At 60.7% G+C, this 12,880-nt stretch carries 12 protein-coding genes; 6 read left to right on the plus strand and 6 right to left on the minus strand.

Annotation, left to right across the window (positions count from 1 at the left end; all coding sequences use genetic code 11):
- Window positions 1-142: 142 nt before the first annotated feature.
- The 4 genes from FLP30_RS02380 to FLP30_RS02395 all read left to right on the plus strand — a co-directional run bounded on the left by FLP30_RS02380 (window position 143) and on the right by FLP30_RS02395 (window position 3,794).
- Entirely contained in the window at window positions 143-559 is a 417-nt protein-coding gene (locus FLP30_RS02380) for a Fur family transcriptional regulator (protein ID WP_408834559.1), read from the plus strand.
- Window positions 556-1,404 (plus strand): GNAT family N-acetyltransferase, encoded by an 849-nt coding sequence (locus FLP30_RS02385; protein ID WP_149278187.1) that lies wholly within the window; start codon window positions 556-558, stop codon window positions 1,402-1,404. The genes FLP30_RS02380 and FLP30_RS02385 overlap by 4 nt, the downstream gene beginning before the upstream one ends.
- Window positions 1,405-1,491: 87 nt before the next feature.
- Window positions 1,492-3,129 carry an apolipoprotein N-acyltransferase gene (lnt, locus tag FLP30_RS02390; protein ID WP_149278196.1) on the plus strand — a complete coding sequence of 546 codons (1,638 nt, stop codon included), beginning with the start codon at window positions 1,492-1,494 and terminating at the stop codon, window positions 3,127-3,129.
- 194 nt (window positions 3,130-3,323) lie between these two features.
- Window positions 3,324-3,794: a helix-turn-helix domain-containing protein gene (locus FLP30_RS02395; RefSeq protein WP_149278202.1), complete on the plus strand. Its 471-nt coding sequence runs from the start codon at window positions 3,324-3,326 to the stop codon at window positions 3,792-3,794.
- 65 nt (window positions 3,795-3,859) lie between these two features.
- On the opposite strand, the gene FLP30_RS02400 is transcribed toward FLP30_RS02395, so the two are convergent.
- Window positions 3,860-4,627: a DUF2076 domain-containing protein gene (locus FLP30_RS02400; protein WP_149278208.1), complete on the minus strand. Its 768-nt coding sequence runs from the start codon at window positions 4,625-4,627 to the stop codon at window positions 3,860-3,862.
- 237 nt (window positions 4,628-4,864) lie between these two features.
- Between FLP30_RS02400 and FLP30_RS02405 the strand changes: the two genes are divergently transcribed.
- Window positions 4,865-5,749 carry a glycine--tRNA ligase subunit alpha gene (locus FLP30_RS02405; protein WP_149278214.1) on the plus strand — a complete coding sequence of 295 codons (885 nt, stop codon included), beginning with the start codon at window positions 4,865-4,867 and terminating at the stop codon, window positions 5,747-5,749.
- A 4-nt stretch (window positions 5,750-5,753) separates the two neighbouring features.
- Entirely contained in the window at window positions 5,754-7,814 is a 2,061-nt protein-coding gene (gene glyS, locus FLP30_RS02410) for a glycine--tRNA ligase subunit beta (protein ID WP_149278221.1), read from the plus strand.
- A gap of 93 nt (window positions 7,815-7,907) precedes the next feature.
- Here glyS and FLP30_RS02415 read toward each other — a convergent pair whose 3' ends face one another.
- From FLP30_RS02415 to metK, 5 genes are all read right to left on the minus strand, one after another.
- On the minus strand, window positions 7,908-8,078 hold the full coding sequence (locus FLP30_RS02415; RefSeq protein WP_149278228.1) for a DUF1328 domain-containing protein: 171 nt from the start codon (window positions 8,076-8,078) through the stop codon (window positions 7,908-7,910).
- Between the two features lie 132 nt (window positions 8,079-8,210).
- Entirely contained in the window at window positions 8,211-8,972 is a 762-nt protein-coding gene (locus FLP30_RS02420; RefSeq protein ID WP_149278233.1) for a hypothetical protein, read from the minus strand.
- A 121-nt stretch (window positions 8,973-9,093) separates the two neighbouring features.
- On the minus strand, window positions 9,094-10,671 hold the full coding sequence (gene purH / locus FLP30_RS02425) for a bifunctional phosphoribosylaminoimidazolecarboxamide formyltransferase/IMP cyclohydrolase (RefSeq protein WP_149278240.1): 1,578 nt from the start codon (window positions 10,669-10,671) through the stop codon (window positions 9,094-9,096).
- 101 nt (window positions 10,672-10,772) lie between these two features.
- Complete coding sequence (gene trmB / locus FLP30_RS02430; protein WP_149278247.1) at window positions 10,773-11,510, minus strand: tRNA (guanine(46)-N(7))-methyltransferase TrmB; 738 nt, start codon at window positions 11,508-11,510, stop codon at window positions 10,773-10,775.
- Between the two features lie 19 nt (window positions 11,511-11,529).
- Entirely contained in the window at window positions 11,530-12,717 is a 1,188-nt protein-coding gene (gene metK / locus FLP30_RS02435; RefSeq protein WP_149278254.1) for a methionine adenosyltransferase, read from the minus strand.
- Window positions 12,718-12,880 lie beyond the last annotated feature (163 nt).

Below are 12,880 nucleotides of genomic sequence, written 5' to 3' on the forward strand. Positions count from 1 at the left end.
TGTAAAATTGGACAAACACGTCCGACTTCGGCTACCTGAAACAGAGAGTGTAAAGTGATAGCATGAGGCAGGGTTTGTGACCTTGAGGGTACAGGCGGCAGAATCCCGGATCGAGCAGCTGTGTATCGAACACGGCCTTAAAATGACCGGACAGCGGCGCGTTATCGCCCGCGTCCTATCGGAAGCCGATGACCATCCCGATGTTGAGGAACTGTACCGCCGTGCGCTGGCGCTCGATTCCCGCATTTCCGTGGCAACAGTGTACCGGACGGTACGCCTGCTGGAAGAAAAAGGGATTCTGGAGCGTCGTGACTTCGGGGGTGGGCGTGCCCGCTACGAAGCCACGGAAAACGGACGGCACCATTACCATCTGATCGACATCAACAACGGTAAGGTTATCGAATTTGAAGACCCGGAGCATGAGGAACTGATGAGAAAAATCGCGGACCGTCTTGGGTTCGAGTTTGTTTCCATGCGTCTGGAACTGTTCGGGCGGAAGAAAGCCCCCGTTGAAAAGGCAGCCCCCGCTGCCTCCACCACAAAGGGTAAAAAGGCATGAGCGCCACCTCCCGCAGTGGTGGCGGACTTTCAGCCCTCGACCTTGACCGCACCAGCTTTCCCGAACTGCACGGCGGCAGCCTGAGTGTCCGTATTGCGGAAACCGATGATGAGCGCGATGCCGCTCAGGCTCTGCGCTACCGGGTGTTCTATGAAGAAATGGGAGCCAGGCCCGACGCCGAAACTCATGCCCTGAAGCGTGATATCGACGAATTCGATGCCGTGGCCGACCATCTGCTGGTCATTGACAACGCCATTGCCTCCGACGCCCGTGGGGTTATTGGCACCTATCGTCTGGTGCAGGGGGATGCAGCGGCCAAGATCGGTCGTTTTTATTCCTCCAGCGAATATGACATTACCCCTTTGCAGGAATTCCCCGGCAGGCTGCTTGAAGTCGGCCGGTCCTGTGTGGACAAGAACTACCGTGGCCGGGCCGCCATGCAGTTGCTGTGGCGGGGCATTGCCTCCTACATCTTCCTGCACCGAATCGACCTGCTATTCGGCTGTGCCAGCCTGCCCGGCACCGACCCGGACCGTATTGCTGGTGAACTGACCTACCTGTACCATAACCACTTGGCCCCACCCGCGCTGCGTGTGCATGCTCTAGGCGACCGCCGTATAGAAATGCTGCGGACCGACCCCCATACGCTCAATGTGCGTAAATGCCTTGCCGGCCTGCCCCCTCTGATCAAGGGTTACCTGCGGCTTGGTGGCTACGTGGGTGATGGTGCGGTCATCGACCCCCAGTTCAACACCACGGATGTTGCCATTCTGGTGAAAAGTGAACTGCTGGCCGACAAATACTACCGCCATTACGAACGCCGCCTGCGCGACGCACTGGACTAAGCACCCGACCAGCCCTGTTTTTCCGCCTGCCGGTGCCAGTCATCCGTATTCAGGCGGATGGTTCGGGGCCAACACAACGAAAACTCCATGACCCTGCCCCGACTCTCCCTGCGTCCGTTCTTGTCCAAGGGCCGGTTACAACGTGCAGGCCGTATGCTGGGGCTCGGGGCGCTCACCGCCCTGGCCCTGCCGCCTGTGCATTGCCTGCTTGTGCTGCTGCTGACCTTTGGTCTGTTCGGCCGCATGCTCAATACAGCACGGGATTGGAAACAGGCTGCATGGGCCGGGGCTTTTTTCGGCTTTGGGTTTTATACAGCCGGGCTGTACTGGCTGGTCAACGCGGTGCTGATCCGGGCTGACCAGTTCTGGTGGTTTGTCCCGTTCCCCTCCATGGGGTGCGCGCTCATTCTGGCACCCAGTGTCGCAGTGCCTGCTGCCCTCAGCCGACTGCTCCCCGCTGGTCTGGCCCGCCTGAGCCTGTTTGCCGCTATGTGGACCCTTGCGGACATGAGCCGGACATTTCTGTTCAGTGGTTTTACCTGGAATGGTCTTGGCACCAGCGTGGCTATCCCCGGCTTGGCGGGCGATATGCTGATACAGCCTGCCGCATGGATCGGGCAGGATGGCCTGACCTTGCTGCTGATGCTGCTGGCCATGCTGGGCGGATCTGCCCTGCTGGACAGTCTGCCTGCTGCATGGGTGCAAAAACTAGGGGCAAACCCGGCACCTGTATCATCCCCCCCAACACGCCGTCTGGTGCTCGGCGGTGGGGTTTGCATTCTCGCGCTCTGGGTCGGGCTGGGAAGTTGGCGCTACCTGAGCGTCAAACCCGTGGGGGAAGCTGGCCCCATTGCCGTAATCGTGCAGGGCAATGTGCCAGAAACCGACAAGGTCGGCCGCCGCAACCCGCGTGACATCTTCATGCGTTATCTGCGCCTGACCCGACAGGGCGTGGACCAGGCACAAACACTCCAGGCCAGCCTGACCCCAGATGGCGGACAATACAGGCCGATTGTTTTCCTCTGGCCGGAAACATCCTTTCCTGGCTACGACCTGTTGCAAGATAGCCCCCGGGCTCGGGCTGTCATTATGGAATGGGCGACAGGGGCCAATGCCGGACTGATCGGTGCGTTGCGGCGCGACACAAACGGTCGCTATCGGAACGCCATGTTCGCCCTTGCCCCCGATGGCGTGGTGGAGGCCATTTACGACAAGGCCCGGCTTGTACCGTTTGGCGAATATCAACCCCCTTTCCTGCCCCTACAGATTGTCCCGCAAGGCGGCATGGCCGCAGGACCGGGCCCGCAGACATGGCATCTGGCGAACGTGCCACCCGTTGGGCCATTGATCTGCTACGAGGTGATTTTTTCAGGCGATGTCACAAACAGGCACGACCGCCCCCGCTGGCTGGCCAATGTGACCAACGACGCCTGGTTTGGAAACAGCGCAGGCCCACGCCAGCATCTGACCTCTGTGCGGCTCCGTGCTGTGGAGGAAGGCCTGCCCGTTGCCCGCGCGGCAAATACTGGCATTTCAGTCAGTTATGATGGCCGGGGCCACCTGCTGGACAGGCTTGGCTGGGGTCAGGCGGGCACACTGGTCACAGCCCTGCCTGCAGCCCTGCCCTGCCCTCCCTTTGGGCGGTATGGCCAGGTAATTCCGCTCCTGTTATGTGCCTTGGTGATCGGGCTGGCTACAGCCACCAGAATCTTTAAGAAAAATTAAATTATGGATATAGACCAAGCACATCAACAATAAAGCCTAACCTGAAAAATAATTCATTCTAAATAACTCAAAGTTTTTTTGTCATAGTAATCTATTGCCTCTATAATTATCGTCTTGTCGGAATCGAATCTTTTCCTTTTCTCTCCACCAAATGAGGAAAAAAGTTCCTGTCGTGGCCTCAACAGAATGATCAGATGACTGAAAGTGTCACGATGTACTCACGCAACAGTTCTGTCGATGCCCATGTTGGCCTGCGCATTCGCCTGCGTCGGCTCCAGCTTGGGCTCTCTCAGGAAAAACTGGGAGAGGCTCTGGGCGTGACATTCCAACAGATCCAGAAATATGAGCGTGGGGCCAATCGGGTTGGGGCATCGCGGCTATACAACATGGCCAACGTGCTGGATGTACCGATCAGCTTCTTTTTTGATGACATGCAGCCCGGCAAACAGGCTCAGCCCATAACACCTTCGGCTGCTGCCTTTGCAGAAAAGCGTAAAGCTTTTGGGGCTGCGCAGCCCTGTGGTGATGAGCAATCCCTGCTGGCGCGCAAGGAAACGCTGGATCTGGTCCGTGCCTACTATCGTATCCAGCAGCCCGCTCTGCGGCAAAAGGTGCTGGAACTCATCCAGTCCATGACGGACGAGACCCAGAGCAAACCTTTCTGAAACCTCTTATGGCAGCACAGTCACTGCACTGCCATAAGAGCCGCATCAGCTAAGGCTGAACTTCATCAGAAGCTCTGATCGTCACCGCCCCAGTCACCACCGCCAAAATCACCACCAGCATCCCCGCCGCCCCAGTCACTGCCAAAGCTGGAATCCGGGGCCGCGCCACCACCTGCAAACGGGTCGGATGCGGCATCACCGTAGTTGTTGATAATGGTGTCCCCACCCGTAGGGGCTGCACCAAAGCCACCCGCCGCAGCATCATGATGGCCGCTGAACAGGCTGGTCAGGGCATTGGCCGCCAGCATACCACCGGCAACACCTGTTGCCGTTGTCAGAGCACTCCCCAGAAAGCCTGAACCACCCTGGAACATGCCAGGGCGCATACCACCGGGCATGGGCTGGGGCTGATACTGCGGTGCGGCTGTGCCGGGGTTGCCGCCCCAACCCGGAGGCGGTGCCGACTGCTGCGGCTGCTGGGCAGACTGCCCGCCCCCAAACAACCCACCGAAAAAGCCGCCGGACTTCTGCTGCCCGGCATTCCCCTGCTGTGCGGCCTGCACAGCCTGCTGGGCCTGCTGCAACTGCATCTGCAACTGCTGGATACGGTTCTGAGCCTGCACCAGAGCAGCCTCCTGCACCACAGCCATCTGGGTAATCCGATAGCGGGCTTCAGGGTATTTCTGGAACTGCTGGGCAATCAGCTGATCAGCCTGCTGGTCAACCGGGGGCAGGCTTGGCTGCGTGCCGGGCACGCTGGCAAAGCTCCCCTGCTGCACACCACCAACGCGGTTGAAAAATTTCTCGATAAGATCGCGTTCCTCGTCGGTCATTGCATACCTTCCTGCCCACACCGGGCGCATGATGTTTCAGCCTGCCTAGCAGGACAGTCTGTCCAACATGTGGCGCGCCTGCCCGCTGATGGCAAGAGCCTACGGTATGACAGTCTCCCTTGCCTGACAGCCTCCCTTCCCCCTGCCGCCATGGAACTGTAAGAGTAAGCGTACAGGTAGGCCCATGCGGGCCTTACTGACCGAACCGATACACATACGCGGAGTTTTTTCCTGACCATGGACCCGGCGTTTCCCCGCCCCACTGGGCGGCCTCTTTCCTTTCAGGACCTGATCCTGACCCTGCACCAGTTCTGGTCCCGTCAGGGGTGCGCCATACTCCAGCCCTATGATCAGGAAGTCGGCGCTGGCACGCTTTCCCCCCACACCACGTTGCGCGCACTGGGCAACAAACCGTGGCGCGCAGCCTATGTGCAACCGTGCCGCCGCCCGTCCGATGGCCGCTATGGGGAAAATCCCAACCGCCTGCAGCATTATTATCAATATCAGGTTCTGCTGAAGCCCACACCGGAAGAAAGCCAGAAGCTGCTGCTGGACAGCTACCGCGCCATCGGGATCGACCCCGACAAGCACGACATCCGCTTTGTGGAAGATGACTGGGAAAACCCGACCATCGGTGCCTGGGGCCTTGGGTGGGAAGTCTGGTGTGACGGGATGGAAGTCACCCAGTTTACCTACTTCCAGCAGGTTGGCGGTATTCCGGTCAGCGTGCCCTCCACCGAGCTGACATACGGGCTGGAACGCCTGGCCATGTATGTGCAGGGCGTGGAAAATGTGTACGATCTGGACTTCAACGGAGCAGGCCTGACCTATGGGGATGTGTTCCTGCGGGCCGAAAAAGACTACTCGCGCCACAACTTTGAATTAGCCAGCACTGAAAAACTGCTGCGCCACTTCGCCGACGCCGAAAAGGAAAGTGTCGCCCTGGCCGAAGCCGGCGTAGCCCAGCCCGCCTACGACCAGTGCCTGAAGGCAAGCCACCTGTTTAACCTGCTGGACGCCCGCGGTGTGATCAGTGTCAGCGAACGGGCATCCTACATCGCCCGCGTACGCACACTGGCAAAACTGTGCTGTGAAACCTGGCTGGCTGGCGAGGACCAATAACACCATGCCTGAACTGCTGATTGAACTCTTCTCTGAAGAAATTCCCGCCCGCATGCAGCAGCAGGCTGGCGAAACCCTGCTGCGCCTACTGGCCGAAGCCCTAGCCCCGCTTGGCCCGACCAACGCCACAGCCTACACCGGCCCGCGCCGCATTGCCGCCAGTCTGACTGTGGCTACCGAAGTCCCGGGCCGCACAGTGTCCGAACGTGGCCCGCGCGAGGGTGCCCCCCCCAAGGCGCTGGAGGGCTTTACCCGCAAGCATGGCGTTACCCAGGAGGCCCTGACCCTCAAGGACGGGTTCTGGCTGCTGGAGCGGGAAGAACCTGCTCTGGCCGCGCCACAGCATATTGCAGCTGTACTGCCCGAACTGCTGCGCCGCTTCCCCTGGCCCAAATCCATGCGCTGGGGCGCTGGCAGCAGCTTTACCTGGGTCCGCCCCCTGCGCCGCATCCTGTGCCTGCTTGATGGGCAGGTTGTGCCCTTTACCCTTGCACAGGGCGACGACACCGGCCATGGCCTGCAAGCCGCAGACCTGACAGAGGGGCACCGCTTCCTCAACCCCGGTGCTGTGGCTGTCACCAGCGCCGCACACTGGCAGGAAACCCTGCGCGCACGCCATGTCATGGTGGATGCCGCAGAACGACGTGAGAGCATTACCTCTGCCCTCAACGCGCTGGCCACCAGCGAAGGACTGAGCATTGTGCCCGATGCCGGGCTGGTGGAGGAAGTTGCCGGGCTGGTAGAATGGCCCGTACCTTTCCTTGGCCAGATTGACGACATCTTCATGGACCTGCCGCCCGAGGTCATGCAGGTGTCCATGCGCGTCAACCAGCGCTATTTTGCACTGCGTCAGGCCGACGGCAGCGCCGCATCCCGCTTTGCCTTTGTTGCCAACATCATCCCCAGTGATGATGGCGCACTGGTCGTAGCCGGGAACGAACGCGTGCTGCGCGCCCGCTTTGCCGATGCCCGGCATTTCTGGGATCTGGACCGCAAGCGGACACTGGAAAGCCGTCTGCCCCTGCTGGACAGCATTACCTTCCACGCCCGTCTTGGGTCTCAGGGTGAACGCGTGCGCCGCACCGTACGCCTTGCCGGACTGATTGCAGGCATGACAGGGGCACCCGTTGCCCTGTGCGAGCGCGCAGCCCTGCTGGCCAAAACCGACCTGACAACCGGCATGGTTGGGGAGTTCCCCGAACTCCAGGGCGTCATGGGCGGCTACTACGCCACGCATGATGGTGAGGCGGCAGAAGTCGCACAGGCCATAGGGGAGCACTACACCCCACGCGGCCCAGGCGACACCGTACCCACAGCCCCTGTTGCTGTCGTGCTGGGTCTGGCCGACCGGCTGGACATGCTGACAGCCTTTTTTGCTGCTGGTGAAAAACCATCAGGCTCGGGCGACCCCTTCGGTCTGCGCCGCGCAGCCCTGGGCATTATCCGCCTGATCCGTGAAAACGGACTGCGGCTTGATCTGGTCAAGCTGTTTACCCTGGCAGCGGAAGCCCTGCCCGCCGACCTGCGTGACGCCCCCGACCTTGCCCTGCTGCCGCAGTTCATGGCCGAACGCCTGCGCGTACAGCTCCGCTCCGAAGGGGCACGGCATGACTGCCTTGCTGCCATCTCGGTTGGCAATACAGACACGGATATCGTCCGTCTGCTGGCCCGCGCACAGGCCCTGCAGGCCATGCTGGAAACGGAAGATGGAGCCAACCTGCTGGCGGCAACCCGCAGGGCCACCAACATCCTGCGAATTGAGGACAAGAAGGACGGGCCGCATGAAGGCAGTCCCGACCCCGCCCTGTTCCAGCAGGAAGAGGAACGCGCCCTGTTTGCAGCCCTTGAGCGGGTTGAACCAGCCGTGGAAGCCGCCTTTGCGGAAGAGAAATTTACCGACGCCATGCGTGAGGCCGCAAGCCTGCGTCAGACGCTGGACAGTTTCTTTGCAGAGGTCACGGTCAACGCGCCAGAGGCTGCCCTGCGCCTGAACAGGCTGCACCTGCTGTTCCGCCTGGTGCGGATGATGCGGCTTATTGCCGACTTCAGCCAGATCGAGGGCTGAAAAACCACTCTGCCCGGTGTTTGAGCACCGGGCAGATGTTTAACATTCCATTCTTGCTACTTATTCAGACCATGACCCGGCACAACGCCATGGTCAGGACGTCGATCGCCCGCCGAAAAAGAGGCTGATCACCAGCAGAATAACAAAAATGAACAGTAAGGCCTTGGCAATTTCCGAAAGCCCGGAGGCCATGCCATGAAACCCGAGCAGGGACGCAACCAGGGCAAGGATCAGAAACAGCAGAACCCAGCGTAAAAAGGCCATTGGTTATCTCCGCTTCGCCACGCCAGAAAGGCGGGTGGCTTTTTGGATAGACCTTGTTAACGCATGAAAGCCGGGGGAGTTCTGCCCCCTTTGCTCATACTGACCATTACGCTGGCATTGGTCACAGAATTTTCAATGTGTGGTGGGCACGCCAATCACATCATAGCCCGCGCTGCCTGCGGCAGGACCGGGTGGGGGCGCATTGCCGACAACAATTGGCACCATGGTTTCCATCGTCGGGCCAAGTTCCCGCGCACTGATTGCCGTGCCCATGGCCCCGTTGCTGCCCGTACCGACAGCATAAAGCTCCTGCCCCGGCTTGAGCATAGCCGCAACACGTGTGGCTTCACCCGGTGCCAGATGAACCAGCGCATGGTTTTTAAGGATAACACCCGCAACCTGCCCGCCCATGGTGTACAGCGGCATCCAGATTTCACCATGCAGTACCAGATCCGACCCTGCGATCATCTCCGGGGAATGCTGGGGCATGCTGATAAACGTGTCACGCACGCTGCGGCCTTGAGCGCTGGTCACTTCAAATGCGCGGATAATGGGCAATGTCGTGCTTTTAAGCCCGCGCACCTGCACGGTATCACCAGGTTTGGCCAGCCCTGCAAAGGCGTGGCCTTCCTCTGGGGTGACAAAAACCTGCTCACCACTCTCCAGCACAAAACCTGTCACCGCACCGTTGGGTGAGAGCAGGAACTGGACAATCTTACCCGTAAAAACACGCAGGGGGCTGAGGTCATAAACCCCCTGGCTGGCAATTTCCCCAGGGCTGAGCGCTGGTGGCTGGCTATGGGCCGCCGGTTTGGGTGCCGCCGCATGGGCCAGAGGGGTAACAGCACAGGAAAACGCCAGCAGGGCTGCTGGCACAAAAGACTGATGGCGCATCACTCAACCGATAACAAAAGCACCGTTCCGCCATCAATAATGGCGGAACGGGCAATGACATGAGATTCGGTTGATATACTCGGCCATGAAAGGCCTTTCCCGCAAGAGCGGGAAAAGCGTGTCAGTGGCGGAAATGGCGCATACCGGTAAAGACCATGGCAATCCCGGCGGCATCGGCTGCGGCAATCACCTCATCATCGCGGATGGAGCCACCGGGCTGGATCACAGCCGTTGCCCCTGCGGCAACAATGGTTTCCAGCCCGTCAGCAAACGGGAAGAACGCATCCGACGCAGCAACGGAGCCCTGTGTCAGCGGGGTATCCAGCCCAGCGGCACGCGCGGCCTCCCCACTTTTGGAGGCAGCAATCCGGGCTGAATCAACGCGGCTCATCTGTCCGGCACCCACACCAACGGTTGCCCCGTTTTTGGCATAGACAATGGCGTTGGACTTCACATGCTTGGCCACACGGAAAGCAAACAGAAGATCATCCATTTCCTGACCGGACGGCGCGCGCTTGGTCACAACCCGCAGGCTTTCGCGCGTAATGCGGCCATTGTCGCGGGTCTGGGCCAGAAAGCCACCCGCAACAGAGCGCACAACCAGCCCCGCTGCTGCCGGGTCCGGCAGGCCGCCTGTCAGCAGCAGCCGCAGGTTTTTCTTGCGGGCCAGAAGTTCACGCGCGGCTTCTTCCGCATCCGGGGCGACAATGACTTCGGTAAACAGGGTCGAAATTTTCTCAGCCGTTTCCGCATCCAGCATGCGGTTCAGGGCGACAATGCCGCCAAAGGCCGACACCGGGTCACACTTCAGAGCCTGATCCCACGCGGCGGACAGCGTCGGGGCAACAGCCACACCACAGGGGTTGGCATGTTTGACAATGACCACCGCCGGGCTGTCAAATTCGGCCACAGCCTCAAAAGCCGCATCAGTATCGTTGATGTTGTTGTAGGACAGGGACTTGCCCTGCAACTGCACAGCCGTAGCCACACCCGGCCGGGTGCTGCCATCGCGGTAGAACGCCGCCTGCTGGTGCGGGTTTTCACCATAGCGCAGGCTTTCGGCCTTCTGCCCGGCCAGAATAAAGCGGTCAGCTAGGGGCTGGCCTGCCTGCTGGGCAAACCAGGCAGCAATGGCGGCATCATACGCAGCCGTGCGGGCATAGGCGGCACCAGCCAGGCTCCTGCGGAAGTCAAGCGACGTGCCACCATCGCCCAGCGCGTCGATCAGACCTTCGTACTGGGCCGGATCGGTCAGAACAACAACATGGCCATGGTTTTTGGCAGCCGCACGGATCAGGGCCGGGCCGCCGATATCAATGTTCTCGATGCAGGTTTCCGCATCCGCGCCAGATGCAACCGTCTTTTCAAAGGGGTAGAGGTTGACGGCAACCAGATCGATCGGGGCAATGCCGTGCTCTTCCATCTGCGCCAGATGGGCTGGCAGGTCGCGGCGGCCAAGAATGCCACCATGGATCTGCGGCACAAGCGTCTTCACCCGCCCGTCGAGAATTTCGGGGAAACCCGTGTGATCAGACACTTCCGTAACCGGCACACCTGCGTCACGCAGGGCCTTGGCGGAACCGCCGGTGGACAGAATTTCCGCACCCTGTGCGCTCAGCGCCCGGGCAAGGTCAAGCAGGCCGGTCTTGTCGGAAACAGAAATAAGAGCGCGCCGGATAGGCAGCGGTGTCTGGCTCATGGGGAGACCTTTCGCACGGCAAAAACGGAATGGGGCTAGCTGGCCACCATGTCATATGCGGGAAAGCAGCCAGAAAACCCAGAAAAACGAAGACACCCGCCTTAGCGGCGGGTGAATGTCCAGTAAAGCGGCTGACGGCCCGCCGCGATGGCCTTGGCCTCGTAACGGGTGGGGAACCACCCTTCCGGCCTGACAGTAGCGGGTTCAGGCGCGTCAAAATACGGTTGATCGGCCATGACCTCACGCACCCAGTTCTGGTAGGTCGGGTCGTCACTGGCCACACGCCAGACAGCACCGGGTTTAAGAACACGGGCAACGAGCGCCACGTTCTGCGGGTGCACAAAGCGCCGTTTGGCGTGCCGGGCCTTGGGCCAGGGATCTGGGAACATCAGAAACAACCGGTCCAGCACGGCATCGGGCAGGGCCCTGAGCACCAGACGGGCGTCATCATCCCATAGCCGCAGCATGCCAGGCACGGGGGCTGTTGCTTCCTGCCCTACCGGCACCAACCGGCTCAGCAGGGAGCACAGACCATTATGGAAAACTTCCGAGGCAACATAGCCAACGTCGGGGTGGGCCTGGGTCTGGGCCAGAACGTGCTCGCCCCCACCAAAACCCACCTCGAACCAGATCTGCTCTGGTGCCTTGTCAAACACCGCCGCGATCTGCGCCGCCCGCTCCAGCGGAAAGCGCATACGGGGCAGTGTTTCGTCCAGCAGTCGCTCCTGACGGGGGCGAAGCGGGTGGCCGCGCTGGCGGCCATACAGGCGCTCCGGTGGGGGTTTGACATCCACCGTATCAGGCTGACCGATAACCGGCTGGCCCTTGTCCTCCGTCATGATCGCTGCCTGCCCTCTATTAGCGCTTCAGCGCGGTACGCAGGGCGTCGACCAGATCGGTACGTTCCCAGGTAAAGTTATCCAGCGCATCATCAGGCGTACGGCCGAAGTGGCCGTAGGCAGATGTCACCGCATAGATCGGGCGGTTCAGGCGCAGGTGCTTACGAATACCGCGCGGCGTCAGGTCCATGACCTCACGCAGGGCTTCACCCAAGCGGGCTTCGTCCACATCCTTGCCGGTCTCGTCCAGGTCAACATAGACAGACAGAGGATGAGACACGCCAATGGCGTAGGAAAGCTGGATGGTGCAACGGTCGGCCAGACCGGCAGCAACTACGTTCTTAGCCAGGTAGCGGCAGGCATAGGCAGCGGAACGGTCCACCTTGGTGGGGTCCTTGCCGGAGAATGCGCCACCACCATGCGGGGCTGCACCACCGTAAGTGTCCACAATGATCTTGCGCCCGGTCAGGCCGCAATCCCCATCGGGGCCACCGATGACGAACACGCCGGTCGGGTTGGCATAAAATTCGTTCTCAGGCGGCATCCAGCCTTCGGGCAGGACTTCACGCGTCACATCCAGCAGGCCGGCGCGCAGGACGGACTGGTCCAGCCCCAGATCATGCTGGGTGGAAATGACGACAGACGTTGCCCCGACCGGGCGGCCGTTGACGTAGCGCAGGGTCACCTGGCTTTTGGCATCGGGCTGCAGGCCTGCCACGCGGGAGTCGCCAGCGCGGCGCAGGTCGCGGATACGGTGCAGAATGCGGTGCGCGTAATACAGCGGCGCAGGCATAAGAGTATCGGTCTCGTTGGACGCGTAACCGAACATGATGCCCTGGTCACCAGCGCCTTCGTCCTTGTCGGAGGTGCTGTCCACGCCAACGGCAATGTCAGCGGACTGAGCATGCAGGTAGTTGGCTGCATCAGCCCGACGCCAGGAAAAGCCTTCCTGGTCGTAGCCAATGTCCTTGACGGCTTCGCGCGCCAGTTCAATCAGCTTTTCGGACGTGACAGAAGCCGGGCCACGCACTTCGCCCGCCAGGACGATACGGTTGGTGGTCACCAGCGTTTCACAGGCGACACGGGCTTCCGGGTCTGCTGCAAGATACGCATCCAGAACAGTATCGCTGATCCGGTCAGCAACCTTATCGGGGTGCCCTTCGGAAACGGATTCCGAAGTAAACAGAAAATCGCCGTCTTTACGCATGGTGGTGCCGTTCGCCTCACGGTGAGTGAAAAAGGAAACAGGTGACCATCCCCACACAACAGGGGACGGCACCGTATGACGGGATACTAGCCAATGGTCAAGGGTGTTCCCACCCCCCTTACCCCACGCCCCGGCGTGCAGGACTCCACACCCGGAACGAGGC

The sequence above is a fragment of the Acetobacter vaccinii genome (genome assembly GCF_008365315.1).
Lineage (GTDB): Bacteria > Pseudomonadota > Alphaproteobacteria > Acetobacterales > Acetobacteraceae > Acetobacter > Acetobacter vaccinii.

Coding starts and splice junctions, on each gene's coding strand:
- FLP30_RS02380 (WP_408834559.1), top strand. CDS start 143: ATGACCGGACAGCGGCGCGTTATCGCCCGCGTCCTATCGGAAGCCGAT.
- FLP30_RS02385 (WP_149278187.1), top strand. CDS start 556: ATGAGCGCCACCTCCCGCAGTGGTGGCGGACTTTCAGCCCTCGACCTT.
- lnt (WP_149278196.1), top strand. CDS start 1,492: ATGACCCTGCCCCGACTCTCCCTGCGTCCGTTCTTGTCCAAGGGCCGG.
- FLP30_RS02395 (WP_149278202.1), top strand. CDS start 3,324: ATGACTGAAAGTGTCACGATGTACTCACGCAACAGTTCTGTCGATGCC.
- FLP30_RS02400 (WP_149278208.1), bottom strand. CDS start 4,627: ATGACCGACGAGGAACGCGATCTTATCGAGAAATTTTTCAACCGCGTT.
- FLP30_RS02405 (WP_149278214.1), top strand. CDS start 4,865: ATGGACCCGGCGTTTCCCCGCCCCACTGGGCGGCCTCTTTCCTTTCAG.
- glyS (WP_149278221.1), top strand. CDS start 5,754: ATGCCTGAACTGCTGATTGAACTCTTCTCTGAAGAAATTCCCGCCCGC.
- FLP30_RS02415 (WP_149278228.1), bottom strand. CDS start 8,078: ATGGCCTTTTTACGCTGGGTTCTGCTGTTTCTGATCCTTGCCCTGGTT.
- FLP30_RS02420 (WP_149278233.1), bottom strand. CDS start 8,972: ATGCGCCATCAGTCTTTTGTGCCAGCAGCCCTGCTGGCGTTTTCCTGT.
- purH (WP_149278240.1), bottom strand. CDS start 10,671: ATGAGCCAGACACCGCTGCCTATCCGGCGCGCTCTTATTTCTGTTTCC.
- trmB (WP_149278247.1), bottom strand. CDS start 11,510: ATGACGGAGGACAAGGGCCAGCCGGTTATCGGTCAGCCTGATACGGTG.
- metK (WP_149278254.1), bottom strand. CDS start 12,717: ATGCGTAAAGACGGCGATTTTCTGTTTACTTCGGAATCCGTTTCCGAA.